Consider the following 13,707-nt stretch of genomic DNA (forward strand, 5'->3'; position numbering starts at 1 on the left):
TCCTTTTAAACCTGCGAAAACCGAAAATAATCAAAAAATACTTCCTTACAAAGGCGCTGCTTCAACGTATAATTTAAGGACGTTTGCATTTGCACTCCTGGTCACTTTACATTTGTAAAGATTGTAAAAGCGAAACGTGTGTATGGAAGAGAAATCAGTACCTGAGATACTTCAGGAAATTAAGGAGATGGACATCGTGGCTTATCTATCGGCCTGCGGTATTCAGCCCACAAACATAAGGGGCAAAGTATACATGTACATTTCTCCGATCAGGGATCGAGAAAACACCCCATCTTTCAAAGTCGATGCCGCAGAAAATGCCTGGTATGATCACGGAACCAAGGCTGGCGGCAACCTGGTCGACTTGATGTTGCAATTACACCAGTGGACAATAGCCGACGTACTCCGATGGTACCGTAACAATAAGCACATCGCTACACTACCCAAACGGGCGGACATTTCTCCCCGCCAGCAAGAGACCAAAGTAAAGATCATTAGGGATGAGGCAATCGTCCATCCGGCGCTGCTAAACTACCTCACTCAGCGCGCCATCGACCACGATATTGCAAAGCGGTACTGCCGCCAGGTACACTATGAAATTTATGGCAAATCTTACTTCGGAATCGGTCTCAAAAACAACTCGGGACAATGGGCCATCCGTAACGAATTTATGAAGAGCGCCAGCAGTCCGGCAGACTTTACCTCCATTGATAACGGCTCCAATACCGTACACATTTTTGAAGGAATGTTTGACTTCCTTTCCTTCGTTACCTTTCACTGGAACATGCCCGTTCTGAAGGACAACTTCTGCATCTTAAACACCACGGGGATGTTTGAAAAAGCCCGTCAGTTTATGGACAAGCATTCCTGTAAATTACTCTACCTGGACAACGGCACCGGCGGACGAAATGTCACTACAAACGCACTTAAACTGAACCTGGGGTATCAGGATAAAAGTATAATATATAAGAACCACGACGATTTAAACGATTGGCACCGTAGCCTCGCAAAACGCTATCCTCCACCAAAAAAGGGATTACGGCAGTAACCTCGCCTTCTCTCCTCATCAGCCGAACATTGGTCTACTTTATTACACCTCCCCTTCCCGCTCAGGGCAGAAACTCCCTTTGATGCTAAGAATGCCTGTGCCGTGCATTCGGCAAGATGTGTCGGGAGGGCCCTCCCGACGATCTTGCCGCCTGTTCACTCCGAAGTCGTGGGCGGAAATGCAGTCCATAAATGGCCTTTTGAAATGGCTAAACTGATACGTGATGAAAGAAAATGTGAAGAGAAACCAGTGCCTAAAAATCAGGCTCACCTCAGCAGAATCAGAAGTGATTACCAAACTATGGAAAGCGAGTACCCAGGAGAACAGGGCTAGCTATGCCCGCGAAGTACTCCTCCAAAAACCCATTACCGTCAGCTACCGCAACCGCTCGCTAGATGACACCATGGCAGAACTAATCGCCCTTAGAAAGGAACTGAATAATATCGGAAACAACTTCAACCAGGCCGTCCACAAGCTGCATATGGTGGACAACATCCCACAGCTTAAAACCTGGCTGCAGGCTTATGATCAGCAGCGCCAGATCGTCGCGCAGAAGATCAGCGAAATCCGTCAATACATCGATAAACTGGGAGACTTATGGTTACAATAATTGACAGCTCCACCCGCATCAAAGCCATCCTGAATTACAACGAAAAAAAAGTGGAAAAAGGTGTGGCGGTTTGCCTTGGAGCGATGGGCTATCCTAAGGACCTTCCCGACCTCTCCTTTACGCAGAAAATCAACCGCCTGCTTAACCAGGCAGCGCTCCGACCGTCGGTCAAAAAACCAGGTGTTCACATCAGCATAAACTTCGACCCTTCGGAAAAGTTACCCGGGGAGAAACTGTTACAGATAGCCGCCGATTACATGCAAGGCATAGGCTTTGCCGATCAGCCTTACCTGATCTACCAACACCACGATTCCGGACACCCTCACCTGCATATCGTGACCATTAATATTGACCGTAACGGGAAGCCCCTCCAAACCTCCAACATCGGCCGCGGAAAATCCGAAAAAACGCGTCTTGCCCTGGAGGAAAAGTACGGATTAGTGCGGGCGCAGGACGCAGACAAAAAACGTATCCACCAACCGAAGTCGGTCGATGTTCGGCAAGCAATTTATGGTCAAACCGACAGCCGGACAGCCATTGCTAAAGTGTTGAATGCAGTCATCAACACCTACAACTACACCTCCCTGGCTGAACTCAATGCACTGCTCCGGCAATACAATGTTTCTGCCGAACGCGGTGGTGAAGATTCACGTGTTTTTAAAACCGGCGGCCTCCTGTATCACATTATCGACCAGCAAGGAAACAAGGTTGGGAAACCCATTAAAGCCAGTCGTTTTTTTAACAACCCTACCTTAACCAGGCTCCAGGAAATATTCACTCAAAACGAACGATACAGGAAGCACCACCGTGCTGAAAAAACTAAACTCGCAAATACCCTGGGCTTATTACTACTCGACACAAAATGCAACACGCTGGAAAAACTGATTTCCTCGCTAAAAGCCGAAGGTATCGATACGGTAATCCGTCAGAATTTAGAGGGCAGGATATACGGCATAACCTTCATCGATAACCGTACCCGGCACGTCTTTAACGGCAGTCAGGTCGGCCAGGCTTATAGCGCTTCGGCGATCTTAAAACATTTTGACCAGTGCTCCTCCGCTCAGCCGAGCAACCATGTTCGTAATCTCCCCTTCCCCGATCCTCCGCTCAATTTGGTACCACCTACACCACCCGTCTCTCAGAAATCCGATCTACCGGCCCTGAACATCCTCGAAACTCTCCTCCAACCTGAATACAACGACCTGCAGCTGCCATGGCACCTCCGGATCGGCAAGAAAAAGAAAAAGCGTGGTCGCAGAGGCCAGACAAAGATTTAAAACGAAGAGACAATGGCACATCAAACTGGAGAAAATGAACAGGCAATGCGAAAGATCATTGACCTGACGAGGTTTATTGCGGTAACAATTTTAGCTATCCATTTTTATTACTTCCTCTACACTGCGTTTCGGGACTGGGGGTATACCATGGAGCTTACAGATCGTCTGCTAGGAAATATTTACAAGACGGGCCTGCTGGACAGCTTCCAGCTTTCCAAAGTATACGCACTGCTGTTCCTGTTGATCTCACTGCTTGGCACAAAGGGTAAGAAAAACGAGAAACAGAATTACAGAACTGCGTTGGCCTATCTGATTAGCGGCCTGCTGGGCTACTGGATCAGCTATCTGTTATTCTATGCGGGGCTACCGGAATCTATTACCGCGATCGCCTACATGGCCCTTACCGGCACTGGTTTCCTGCTGATCCTCACAGGCGGCACCCTTCTCAGCAGAATCCTGAAAAGTCGCTTCAATAATAAAGACATTTTCAACCAGGAGAACGAAACGTTCCCGCAGGAAGAGCGGCTGCTGATCAATGAAAATTCGATTAACCTGCCCATGACCTACCAGCTTAAAAACAAGATGCGCCAGGGTTACCTGAACATCATCGCCCCTTACCGCTCCGTACTGGTATCCGGATCAGCTGGAGCCGGTAAGACAGCGTTTGTGCTTAGACGTTTCATTGAACAGGGGCTTGCTAAGCCTGAGCCTTATACCATGCTGGTTTTTGATTTCAAGTTCCCGGACCTCTCCCTGATTGCGTACAATAATTTCCTAAAGAACAAACATAGGTACCCCGGAAAACCGGAATGCCTGTTTGTCAATTTCGAAGACCCCAGCCGTTCCCATCGTGGTAATCCACTGGAGCCTGAGAGCATGACCGACATCACCGATGCAACGGAAGCTTCGCGTACGATTCTCCTTAATCTTAATAAGGAGTGGCAGCGTAAAATCGGGGATTTCTTTGTCGAATCAAGTTGCAACTTCTTTACTGCGATCATCTGGTTTCTAAGAAAATACCGGAACGGCATTTATTGTACGCTCCCGCATGCCATTGAACTGATCCAGTTGGACTATGATAGCCTATTCACGCTCTTGCAAAGCGATTGGGCCAAAGAATGTACGGTGCTGGTTAACCCCTTCATCTCAGCCTATAAGGCGGATGTAATGGAACAATTGGAAGGGCAGATCGCCAGTGCCAAAATTGCCTTGGCCAGACTCTCCTCCCCTCAATTGTATTACGCCCTTACAGGTAACGATTTCAGCCTGGACATTAATAATCCTGAAAAGCCAAAAGTACTGTGCCTGGGCAGCAATCCGCAGAAACAGCAGGTATACGGGGCCGTACTTTCCCTCTATGCAACCCGCCTGTTAAAAGTCATTAATAAAAAAGGGAAACTAAAGTCCATGTTATTACTGGACGAATACCCGCAGTTCACCGGCGTAGACTTGGTACCGACCATCAGTACTGGAAGGTCCAACCGCATCGCTGTGGTCATGGGCGTGCAAAGCATCAACCAGCTCCGTAAAGAATACGGCAAGGAACAGGCGGATGTAATCATGTCCATTGCCGGTAATATCATCGCCGGCCAGGAAACCGGCGATAGCGCGAAACAACTGTCGGAACAGATCGGCAAGATCATGCAGGAACGCGAATCTTTGTCTATCAGTGACAGCGGCACCACCATCAGCCGAAGCAAACAATACGAGCTCGCCGTCACACCCTCCAAAATTGCCAAGCTCTCCTCCGGTCACTTCGTAGGGCTATTATCCGATGTTCCAGATCAATCGATGGAGCTAAAAGCGTTTGACTGCCAGATTCAAAATGATTTTAAATCCATCGAGCGCGAAGAAGCTGCATACAAGCCGATTCCCATCATCCGAAAAGTAGACCAGGCCATGATCGATCGAAACTATGACCAGGTACGCCAGGACATACAAAACATTGTGTCTTCAGAAATGGAAAGGCTGCTGTCCGATCCTTCCAAACGGCATTTAATCATTCGTAAACGATAAAGCAAAAAACATGAATACAGAGATCATTAACACCCGAACGCCAAGCCGGCTAGACTGGGACATCGCAATCGAGGCGACCAATACCATCCTAAACGAAATTATTGCCTGGAGCAGCCGCGAAAAGGTACTGGAATTACAAAAACCTAACCCCGACAAACGCAGGCTCAGTAAGCTGGAAACCCGGTGGTTGCAGGCCCAGCGAGACAACCATCCCGGAAACTTCAAAGAGTTGCCCCTGATGATTGCCATCATCGAAAAATACAGTGCAGTAATCAATCAAAATTTTTAAACCCATGCGCAGAGAGTTGATAGTAGAAGCGTTAGAGCGCCATTATAAAATCGATGAGAAAATTTCCGATGCGATCCTCCAGCAGATCATTGCCGACCGCACCACGGGAAAAACGGCGGTCGATCAGCCGGTCATGACCATGATTGGCGGACAACCCGGCGCGGGAAAAACAACCCTGCAAAAGCAGGTTGAGGCAGAGCGAAACGGTAACGTGGTGGTGTGCAGTGCCGATGAAATAAGGTCTTATCATCCCCATGCGCGCGCAATCCTGATGGAACATGAAAATTACTATGCAGAAATCACATCCGGGCAGGCGCGCGATTGGAATGCCCGGCTGGCAAGCCATTGTCACCACAATAAACTAAACTATGTAATCGAAGTCACCTATCGAGATCCAAACCTGATCAACAACCGCCTTAAATTGTGTAAAGAAACAGGTTTTCATTCCGACTTGCGTATCCTGGCCGTAAGTCCAACCCTGAGCCTGCTAGGCATTCATCTACGTTACGAAATGTCAAAATTATTCACCGGCTCAGGAAGGTATGTTTCACGGGCCTTTCATGACGATTGCTATAACCGTCTTCCTTCATCACTTAAAGCCATTACCCAGCAAGCCCAATACGATCAGCTTGGTCTATACGCTCGTACGGCCGTGCTGGACGTAGCCACCCTCGAAGAAGGTGCGACGTTGGTTGCCCGCAACCCACTCGATGCGCTCAAGGTCTACCAGGAAGAGGTTAACCGGGATTGGCCCGACCGCCTGAAAGCTTTCGTACTGGAAAAAGCAACTACCGTCCTGCATCTGATGCAAAAAAGACAGGCACACCGATCAGAAATAAAGGCCTTCTGCCAAAATGTGGGCCTTGAAAGCCCTAATCATCTAACCAAGAGGAAGCTAGGGTTATGATCGTGATGCTGACTGCCTGTTCGATCATCAAGTCAATCAGACGTTAATCATTTACAGTTTTCAAATGCCTTCTTTATAAACTCATCCGGTACGGGCATCTTAGAATTAGGATCACGCGGATCGGTAAGCCAGACTTGATTCACATCATCAAAAGTCTCCGCGCTCTTGCGAGTTTCAGCCATCCTGCGGGCGTCACCATTAAGTGCATAAGTCTTTTCCCCAGACCGGAAGTATATCTCACTTTTTGCAAGTCCAGCACAATAAACCTCAATCTTCTCTACAGAAAAGGGCCATTTATTACCGTAATCTTCCTTTTTAAAAACCACGCCCTCATTGACAGATGAGCAGGCGGAAAAAGATGCAGCTACGGACAGCGAGATCAGTAATCTTTTCATAGTTATAGTTTAAACTTTTAAGGTATAGTCAGATTGTATTTTGATGCGGGGCCTAATATACGCAAGGAGCCCTTTAGTCGTTCTCGTTTCAACCTGGCGAAGTTTACGGAACAAGACACCTTAATCCATAGTAGAGATGATACTCTTCGCTACCTGTTTGAGATCAGATGGAATATCTTTAATCTCACAGGCATCGTTATCCATCGGTCCAAGGTTCCTGAATGTGGCCGATGCCCTCCTGTACGTAAAATGCACTAAGAGATTTCCAAAATTAGGGATCTATGACTCAGATCCCGAAAATCACTTAAGTGCTCTTTCTCTTAATACTTTGTCCAAGGCACGCTCATCCGCCGGTGGCATCTTGGATGTCTCGCCCAAATATGATCGTACAATCTCAAACTGGTTTAAACGGATCTTTCCATCGGCATCCACCAATTGTATGTGCTCGATATCCTTTAGCACATCAAGCTCCAGATGACGGTCAATAAATCCTGGCTTCATCCGGAAAAAGCCATGGGAAAATGGAAGTACTGTAAACTCGCCATAGTGAATACCGCGTACTTCCATTTCCTGTTCGATAGTCGCCATCGCTGATTCAAGATCGAGAGCAACAATGACTGGAAAAAAAACAGCAAATTTCTCCAACATCGAAGCGAACGCGGGGTGTTCCGATCCCTGTGGCAGCACATCATAGTATGGTTTGAAAAACTCCTTCACCTGTTCAATTTTCTGATAGACCATAGGGCCGCAGGAGTTGTCATTTTCCATACAGACCAGGAAGTCGCCCCCGTTGATGCGTGAGGCTATCGCATAAACTTTCATAGCGTAAAATTTTAGTTGTAAGGATGTCTATCGCTAAATCTTACCGAGAGCTGGGAGAGAGTAACGGCTACCTCCTAGTCTTAGCCAAAAATACCCAATATTTTTGATTATTAATTGCAGTCAGATTTCAGTGTAAGGCTGTAGTTTAGTAAAAAAAAGGATAACCTTAGTTGTTCCTAGAAGGCTTTAACCCAAAATCGCAAGCTATGATACCACTATCTAACGATGACGTCCGCACCATCGATCGCATTCTTCAACACATCGTTGATAATGTTCCCAATCGGCTCAAAGTAGACCACCTAGTAGCAATGTCCGGCATGAGTAGAACACGCCTGACCCGCGGCTTCAAGTTTCTGTTCCAGCTGACTATCCATCAGTATTGGTTAGAGGTTTCCATGGACTATGCGTTGCAGAAGATGCAGCAGGCCGATGTTTCCGATGAACGTAGCATCAATGTGCGTACTGCCATCCTGAATTTGTTACCCTGAAGCAGGGAACCACGATCGTTGCGCGTAATCCGCTCGATCCCGTCCAAATCTACCGTGACGAAGTGCGTCGCAAATGGCCGGAAAGGGTGAAGAACTTTGTCAACGAGAAAGCGGCCACGGTCCTGCGCCTAATGGAAAAAGAAATGCCACTTGCTGAGGAGATGAGAGCCGTTACCCAACAGTTCGGAGTAGAGAAACTTTTACAGCGGCAAAAAATTCGAAACTTAAAATTGTAACGGTGATAGACAACACAAAAATAGGGTCGGTTCATCCCGCCTATGAACAAGTGTTATATCGGGACATATTCGTATCTTGATTGCTAAAAATTACATATGACGTTTGATTTTGTGGCCGACAATCAATTTCGCGAGCTGCTTCAGCGTGATTATAAAGAATTGAAAGCATGTCAGAGCGTCGGCGCAGCAAAATCTGTTTTAGTTCTTGCCGGCAGCATTGTGGAGGCACTGATCATCGAATACTTTTTACAGTTTTTGCCGGAAGGATTTTCCGCTGCCAGAATCAACAGACTATCCTTCGAGGATCTTTTGAATCTGGCGGAAACGCAGAACTTATTAACTAAAAGGCAGAAGAACCTTGCATGGGTAATAAAAGACTATCGTAACCTAGTGCATCCCGGTAAAGAAGTTCGGAAAGCTGAAAAATTTTCGATGGAAGATGCTGAAATATCTATTTCTCTGGTCGGGATTGTGACAAACGCCATAGAAGATAAATATAGCGCTACTTATGGTTACAAAGCGAATGAGATTCTGAATAAGCTGAGAATGGACTGGCAATATCGCTCTGTATTTTCAAAGGTGGCGATGAAAATGAACCAAACGGAACGTATAAAGTTGTTGGATAAATTAGTGTTGGAGGATGATTACCAGAAGTCATTCTGGGACCCCTTCTTGCCCGAAGGCTATATTCCCCAAAAGGATACCGTGAGAATAGAAGCCTCAAAAGAATTTGTGCAGGTGGTTAAACGCTTGGTTCCCAATGAGACTGTAATGCAGCACCTCCGACAGATGCTTCACGAAATCGAAGCTGGTGAGCAGGTGAAGGCGTTCGTTCGCTTCAATCTTTTTCATGAAGAACTCAACTACCTTCATCCCGATGAAATCGAAATTGTCGTAGTCTATATTTTCTCACTTTTCAAAAATCTTTTACTTGATGTAAACGTTTTAGCTGAAGAGCAAACTTACGCGACAATAGGTAAATATGTGGGGTCTGAGCAGACGAAATCTGTACTGTTTGACTTCGTTACTTTTTGTATTGTTAGTTTTGGTGGAGTGAATTTTAAGTTCGAAATGGAGTTATTTGATCAGGTTTATTACGCACTACCCCAGGATGTTAGAGAATACATTAACCAAGAGATACACACGTCTCTGAGCCCTTTTGATACACTTCCTCCAAAGATTCGAGACGGAATATTCAAGGAGTTTTTAAGCCGGGGAATTGTAGCTGAATGATTACTGACAACAGATTTCGATACTCCTCGGAAGGCCTATCGCTTGTATTTTAAAGCGTATCAAACTTGACCGCAGAAAGAGCATTTTCCAGATCCATGAAACTTTGGTCCCAAAGCCCGTCTTTCTGGAGCCCATCCTTTAATTCTCGATAATCGACGCACTCCATAATTATAGTTGACATGAAGGCTGAATATTCCGATTGTGGCAAAGCAAGTTCCATAATCGCTTTAAGCTGCCTCAGAATTCTATTGCGGGCTTGTGTTCGTTTTATAACCACAGCCTGAAAAGACTTAAATTCCTCCAGCAAATCCTCCAGTCTCGTATGTATACTGTATCCGATTTCAAACCGGGGAACACCTAACCGTACTTGATCATTTAAATTCAGGACGCTAATTGTCATTTCTCCAATTTCCGTCCTCGGTTTCAGGCGATAGTCTTTATAAAAAAAGTGTTCGCGGGGATCATCAACAGTAGGATTGACTATCGGCTCAACAACGGTATCGTGATCCGACTTACTGGTATTGCATCGTTTACAAGCCGGCAAAAGATTGCTCCACTCAATTACTTCATCTTGATACTTTTTCTTATGATGAAAATGCTCAACTTCCATGTATTTACTCTCCTCTTTCACATACACCTCACAAAAGCAGCATTTATCTGACGACATATCCAGTAAGGCCTTCTTAATAAAATCAACGTTCCATACTGATGTTCCCTTTGACTTAAATTCGTCAGTTTTATCTTTTTGGTATTGAAGAGTCAACTCTACGGGCTTGGGAGTTCGTGTATTCTAATCATTTTCTGGAGTTAAACCTGCCAATTGAATTTCCAGTAGTTTTCTAAGCACGTTGTTTGGGTGAAGCATTTCCTCCAAAAGTTTAAACGCATTTAAGGCTGCCTCATATCGCTCCTGCTCCATAGCATTGTTAAACGCCAAGAGCGTATCCGCGTAAATGTCTGCCCTGGTATCCTTCAGCCCCATTACATCCTCCAAAATTTCCTCGACCGTCCAGCCCTGACATCCCCACTTTTGATTCAATAAAGGGTTTAGCCTAACCTGCCCATCTCGGTCTGCCGTAAGTGCGATAATTTCCTGGGACTTAGCTGCCTGAACCATATGGGGGCTGTGCGTTGTACAGAAAAATTGAGTCCTTGGAAATACTTCTTTCAGGACTGTGTAGATTTTCGCTTGCCATGTAGGATGCAGATGTAGGTCCAACTCATCAATCATGATCACACCTTCAAAATCTCCGGCGTAAATGGGTTTGCTTTGGCTGCGCCCCTCAATCTCTTTAATAATGCCCAAGAGTATTGCTAAAGTTGATTTAAATCCAGCAGACAAGTACTCAAAGTATATGACGCCTTTTGGAGAGTTCAGGAAAATTTCATAAGTCGGCTTTACAGTATAAAACGTGATCGAATCATCCAGCTTTGAAAAACATGATTTTGCCAACTCTAGATTTCGCTTCTGATATTCTCCAAGGCCTTCGTTCAAGGCCGAAAAAAGAGAACTTCGTATAAACCAGCTTTTTATTTCCCCGGGCACGATTCCTGTGTAGACTCGATGGGCGAAGGCACTTTGATCATAATGTGCCTCTCCTTCGAGATGTTTAAGTTTTTTATAAGGGATGTCACGAAGCAGTTTAATGTTAATGAAACTATTACTCCCTATGCTATTTTGACCTGAAATTGAAAAATCGCTCTGGCCAGCATCGAAACTCCGATTATCTATTTTAATGATTCGCTGCACACCGTCCTGATCATATTTTAACGTCCCAGAACCAGATTCGACGTTTGCTGATCTCTTGAGGAGTAAATTATGAGAAAAAAATTGTCCGATAAAATCCAATATTGTCGTTTTCCCAACTCCATTTTTACCGCAAATCATATTGAACGTCGAATCTACTTTCAGTGACAAATTACTGATCGGGCCTATATTTTCGATGCTAACTTCTAGTATCCTAAGCATGCATTATTTGTTTTGACATTAAGCCTAATTATTCTAATATAAGATGGATATCCAACCCTAAACCGCTCATACGTTAATCATTTGCAGTTTTCAAATGCCTTCTTTATAAGCTCATCTGGCACGGGCATCTTAGAATTGGGATCACGCAGATCGGTGAGCAACACTTCACTCACATCATCAAAAGTTTCTGCGCTTTTGCGGGTTTCAGCCATCCTGCGGGCGTCGCCATTAAGTGCGTAAGTCTTTTCGCCAGACCGGAAGTAAATCTCACTTTTTGCTAGTCCAGCACAATAAACCTCGATTTCCTCTACCGAAAATGGCCACTTGGCACCATAATCCTCCTTTTTAAAAACAACTCCCTGAGAATCTTCCGAACATGCAGCAAATGTTATCACGGCTAAAATTGGGAATACTGCTTTTTTCATAGCTATAGATTATAAACGTTTAGGGTAATAAGGTTTATTAAATTTTTGAACATGATGAAATGTCCGACTAGGACACATCTTCAGCGCCATCCTCTGTTTTTCCAGGTTCATTTGGGTAGTTTATACGCTGGTCTTCTTTGGAAATGACGATCTTAGCGATCTGCGTTGGATCAAACGGAATGTCCTTCAGTTCTCCAGTTGCCGGGTCGATAACTACAAGATTCTTCAGCCTTTCCGGGTTGATTGTAAAACCCAATCCCGAAGCCTCCTGCATCGTGTCGGCACCTGACATGTCCCGCACTCGCCAGGGTATGTTAACGTCCTCCGCGTGATCGCCATCGAAATGCCCGGGGGGTAAGTACAACGCGCCAAACTCAGAAGAATAATTTTCAGTGTCGTTCTTCTGAAAAGGCATCGCTAGCTGAATCATTGTGTCTCCTGTAAAAACGTGAAGGGCATGAAGGGGAAATAATCCCGGCTGGATGCGGCGGTACAAGATTGCAAATGTATCGTGCTTACGCGGCAGTGCCGCAAATGCTACATTGAATATAGGATGTCCTACACACTTGACATCCTTTTTATGCGACAACATTAACTCCTCAATACATCTTCTATATCCGAGGAGATCATCATTATTCATCATGCAGAATCCGATATGCGCGAGTGCCTTAAAAACAGATATAGGCCTGTACCCCGGTTGCCGGAAAGATAGCTTATGCTCACCCGTTTCCATATTCACTGAAAGATTCTTCCCAACTTCTATCTCCACAACATCCTCTAACCCAAGAATGTCTTTCACCGAAGCTTTAACTTCATTACCTGGAGCATCGAATGTCGGATAGCCTTTCTTTCCCTTAACTTTATTAAGCGTTCGATTTATGCCTAGAAAATTGGCAAGCTGCGCCTCGTACTTTCCAAAAATCTTATTGCAGCTGTCGCATTCGAAATCAGATACAAGAGATTCATTTCCCAGTTGGTGGGGTATGATGTGAGCCTCATTTTTGAAAGTTGCCGCCGGGGTTCGTTTTCCACAAAAGCGGCAAACGCGTTCTTCGACCGGCCTTAATTCCCCTCCATCCACTACCGAGGAGATGATTTTCACGGGGGAATAATGGTCGAAAAAGATATCGGCCTCTCCATTCAGCTTACTATCATAAAGCGTATATGCTACTTGCATTAGGAATAATTCGAGTGTTATAAATTAATAGTCAATGGAAGTCTATTTACCTTTCTTTCGCTTCTTGGATTCCTCTATTGCTTCTTTTAACTGTAACTTTTCGAGTTCTGCATGAAATTTATGTCCCAATTCCGATGTTCTGTAGACAATTTCACGTATGTGTGGAAGGTGCTGATTGGGCGTTTCTGTAGCAGTAATAAGCCCATAGCCGAGCAATTTGGGAGATAATATACTGTATCCATAGGCACCGTCTTGCCGGTCTTCTCCGTCCAAGCCAGCATTGTACCTCGTATAATATATCTGGAACAAATCCAGCAAACATTCACTAGGTGGCTGTTGTCCACTCAATTCCATTCCTTTGGTTGTAAAAAGAAGATTTTGGGAAATCATTTGATTGTATAGTTTCCTAAAAGTGAAATTCCCCATCGGTTGATCCCAAAACGGCTCCTTCCTTTTTACAAACAACTTCATGACTTTTCATTAAGAAGAAAAGGCGAAAGCCAGATAATAAGAGGTAGGGGGTACAGGAAAGGTTAGAAGTCTTAAAACAAACCCATAAATATCTCCCCAGCTTTGTTGGGTTATTTTTGCCCAAGCAAAAATAACTGCTGTAATAATACCCGTGGAAATCAACTTGCTCCAAACTGGATCTCGCCACACATTTTGCATCCCGGGCCATACTTTCTCTTTGAAGAAGGCCATAGCGAAAATTTGACTTCAAATATAAGGTTTATACTGTATAAAGCAGGTCACTAAATAAATGGCAACAGGCCTCTAACCCCGGAGAACTTCCGAGACTATTCGTTTAGCCAGAT

The 13,707-nt window shown here is 45.0% G+C and carries 16 protein-coding genes; 8 read left to right on the forward strand and 8 right to left on the reverse strand.

What is annotated here, in order from left to right:
• The first annotated feature begins 142 nt into the window (after nucleotides 1–142).
• From MKQ68_RS19040 to MKQ68_RS19065, 6 genes are all read left to right on the forward strand, one after another.
• Nucleotides 143–1,048 (forward strand): DUF8464 domain-containing protein, encoded by a 906-nt coding sequence (locus MKQ68_RS19040; RefSeq protein WP_264280488.1) that lies wholly within the window; start codon nucleotides 143–145, stop codon nucleotides 1,046–1,048.
• A 223-nt stretch (nucleotides 1,049–1,271) separates the two neighbouring features.
• A complete protein-coding gene (locus tag MKQ68_RS19045) occupies nucleotides 1,272–1,658 on the forward strand; it encodes a plasmid mobilization protein (protein ID WP_264280489.1) in 387 nt (128 codons plus the stop codon).
• Nucleotides 1,646–2,935, forward strand: a complete 1,290-nt coding sequence (locus MKQ68_RS19050) for a relaxase/mobilization nuclease domain-containing protein (RefSeq protein ID WP_264280490.1) — start codon at nucleotides 1,646–1,648, stop codon at nucleotides 2,933–2,935. The genes MKQ68_RS19045 and MKQ68_RS19050 overlap by 13 nt, the downstream gene beginning before the upstream one ends.
• 12 nt (nucleotides 2,936–2,947) lie before the next feature.
• Nucleotides 2,948–4,951 carry a conjugal transfer protein MobC gene (gene mobC / locus MKQ68_RS19055; protein ID WP_264280491.1) on the forward strand — a complete coding sequence of 668 codons (2,004 nt, stop codon included), beginning with the start codon at nucleotides 2,948–2,950 and terminating at the stop codon, nucleotides 4,949–4,951.
• Between the two features lie 10 nt (nucleotides 4,952–4,961).
• Nucleotides 4,962–5,240, forward strand: coding sequence for a hypothetical protein (locus MKQ68_RS19060; protein ID WP_264280492.1), 279 nt, complete (start codon nucleotides 4,962–4,964; stop codon nucleotides 5,238–5,240).
• A gap of 4 nt (nucleotides 5,241–5,244) precedes the next feature.
• Nucleotides 5,245–6,147, forward strand: coding sequence for a zeta toxin family protein (locus MKQ68_RS19065; protein WP_264280493.1), 903 nt, complete (start codon nucleotides 5,245–5,247; stop codon nucleotides 6,145–6,147).
• Nucleotides 6,148–6,194: 47 nt separating this feature from the next.
• Here MKQ68_RS19065 and MKQ68_RS19070 read toward each other — a convergent pair whose 3' ends face one another.
• Entirely contained in the window at nucleotides 6,195–6,542 is a 348-nt protein-coding gene (locus MKQ68_RS19070) for a DUF2511 domain-containing protein (RefSeq protein ID WP_244844192.1), read from the reverse strand.
• Nucleotides 6,543–6,842: 300 nt separating this feature from the next.
• Nucleotides 6,843–7,364 carry a hypothetical protein gene (locus MKQ68_RS19075; RefSeq protein ID WP_264280494.1) on the reverse strand — a complete coding sequence of 174 codons (522 nt, stop codon included), beginning with the start codon at nucleotides 7,362–7,364 and terminating at the stop codon, nucleotides 6,843–6,845.
• Nucleotides 7,365–7,570: 206 nt separating this feature from the next.
• Here MKQ68_RS19075 and MKQ68_RS19080 point away from each other — a divergent pair, with 206 nt between their 5' ends.
• Together MKQ68_RS19080 and MKQ68_RS19085 are read left to right on the forward strand one after the other, a co-directional pair.
• Nucleotides 7,571–7,852: an AraC family transcriptional regulator gene (locus MKQ68_RS19080; protein ID WP_264280495.1), complete on the forward strand. Its 282-nt coding sequence runs from the start codon at nucleotides 7,571–7,573 to the stop codon at nucleotides 7,850–7,852.
• Nucleotides 7,853–8,184: 332 nt separating this feature from the next.
• Nucleotides 8,185–9,321 carry a hypothetical protein gene (locus tag MKQ68_RS19085; RefSeq protein WP_264280496.1) on the forward strand — a complete coding sequence of 379 codons (1,137 nt, stop codon included), beginning with the start codon at nucleotides 8,185–8,187 and terminating at the stop codon, nucleotides 9,319–9,321.
• Between the two features lie 49 nt (nucleotides 9,322–9,370).
• Here the strand turns inward: MKQ68_RS19085 and MKQ68_RS19090 are convergent, their stop codons facing one another.
• The 6 genes from MKQ68_RS19090 to MKQ68_RS19115 form a co-directional block, all read right to left on the reverse strand.
• Nucleotides 9,371–9,931 carry an HNH endonuclease family protein gene (locus MKQ68_RS19090; protein WP_264280497.1) on the reverse strand — a complete coding sequence of 187 codons (561 nt, stop codon included), beginning with the start codon at nucleotides 9,929–9,931 and terminating at the stop codon, nucleotides 9,371–9,373.
• A 180-nt stretch (nucleotides 9,932–10,111) separates the two neighbouring features.
• Entirely contained in the window at nucleotides 10,112–11,290 is a 1,179-nt protein-coding gene (locus MKQ68_RS19095; protein WP_264280498.1) for an AAA family ATPase, read from the reverse strand.
• Between the two features lie 77 nt (nucleotides 11,291–11,367).
• Nucleotides 11,368–11,715 carry a YebY family protein gene (locus tag MKQ68_RS19100; RefSeq protein ID WP_264280499.1) on the reverse strand — a complete coding sequence of 116 codons (348 nt, stop codon included), beginning with the start codon at nucleotides 11,713–11,715 and terminating at the stop codon, nucleotides 11,368–11,370.
• Between the two features lie 67 nt (nucleotides 11,716–11,782).
• Nucleotides 11,783–12,892, reverse strand: coding sequence for an HNH endonuclease (locus MKQ68_RS19105; RefSeq protein WP_244844231.1), 1,110 nt, complete (start codon nucleotides 12,890–12,892; stop codon nucleotides 11,783–11,785).
• A gap of 42 nt (nucleotides 12,893–12,934) precedes the next feature.
• Nucleotides 12,935–13,363 carry a hypothetical protein gene (locus MKQ68_RS19110; protein ID WP_244844233.1) on the reverse strand — a complete coding sequence of 143 codons (429 nt, stop codon included), beginning with the start codon at nucleotides 13,361–13,363 and terminating at the stop codon, nucleotides 12,935–12,937.
• A 9-nt stretch (nucleotides 13,364–13,372) separates the two neighbouring features.
• The gene (locus MKQ68_RS19115) at nucleotides 13,373–13,594 is read right to left on the reverse strand and encodes a hypothetical protein (protein ID WP_264280500.1); all 222 of its coding nucleotides are present in this window, start codon (nucleotides 13,592–13,594) and stop codon (nucleotides 13,373–13,375) included.
• Nucleotides 13,595–13,707: the final 113 nt, after the last annotated feature.

Source organism: Chitinophaga horti, from assembly GCF_022867795.2.
Taxonomy (GTDB): Bacteria; Bacteroidota; Bacteroidia; order Chitinophagales; family Chitinophagaceae; genus Chitinophaga; species Chitinophaga horti.

Coding starts and splice junctions, on each gene's coding strand:
- MKQ68_RS19040 (WP_264280488.1), top strand. CDS start 143: ATGGAAGAGAAATCAGTACCTGAGATACTTCAGGAAATTAAGGAGATG.
- MKQ68_RS19045 (WP_264280489.1), top strand. CDS start 1,272: ATGAAAGAAAATGTGAAGAGAAACCAGTGCCTAAAAATCAGGCTCACC.
- MKQ68_RS19050 (WP_264280490.1), top strand. CDS start 1,646: ATGGTTACAATAATTGACAGCTCCACCCGCATCAAAGCCATCCTGAAT.
- mobC (WP_264280491.1), top strand. CDS start 2,948: ATGGCACATCAAACTGGAGAAAATGAACAGGCAATGCGAAAGATCATT.
- MKQ68_RS19060 (WP_264280492.1), top strand. CDS start 4,962: ATGAATACAGAGATCATTAACACCCGAACGCCAAGCCGGCTAGACTGG.
- MKQ68_RS19065 (WP_264280493.1), top strand. CDS start 5,245: ATGCGCAGAGAGTTGATAGTAGAAGCGTTAGAGCGCCATTATAAAATC.
- MKQ68_RS19070 (WP_244844192.1), bottom strand. CDS start 6,542: ATGAAAAGATTACTGATCTCGCTGTCCGTAGCTGCATCTTTTTCCGCC.
- MKQ68_RS19075 (WP_264280494.1), bottom strand. CDS start 7,364: ATGAAAGTTTATGCGATAGCCTCACGCATCAACGGGGGCGACTTCCTG.
- MKQ68_RS19080 (WP_264280495.1), top strand. CDS start 7,571: ATGATACCACTATCTAACGATGACGTCCGCACCATCGATCGCATTCTT.
- MKQ68_RS19085 (WP_264280496.1), top strand. CDS start 8,185: ATGACGTTTGATTTTGTGGCCGACAATCAATTTCGCGAGCTGCTTCAG.
- MKQ68_RS19090 (WP_264280497.1), bottom strand. CDS start 9,931: ATGGAAGTTGAGCATTTTCATCATAAGAAAAAGTATCAAGATGAAGTA.
- MKQ68_RS19095 (WP_264280498.1), bottom strand. CDS start 11,290: ATGCTTAGGATACTAGAAGTTAGCATCGAAAATATAGGCCCGATCAGT.
- MKQ68_RS19100 (WP_264280499.1), bottom strand. CDS start 11,715: ATGAAAAAAGCAGTATTCCCAATTTTAGCCGTGATAACATTTGCTGCA.
- MKQ68_RS19105 (WP_244844231.1), bottom strand. CDS start 12,892: ATGCAAGTAGCATATACGCTTTATGATAGTAAGCTGAATGGAGAGGCC.
- MKQ68_RS19110 (WP_244844233.1), bottom strand. CDS start 13,363: ATGAAGTTGTTTGTAAAAAGGAAGGAGCCGTTTTGGGATCAACCGATG.
- MKQ68_RS19115 (WP_264280500.1), bottom strand. CDS start 13,594: ATGGCCTTCTTCAAAGAGAAAGTATGGCCCGGGATGCAAAATGTGTGG.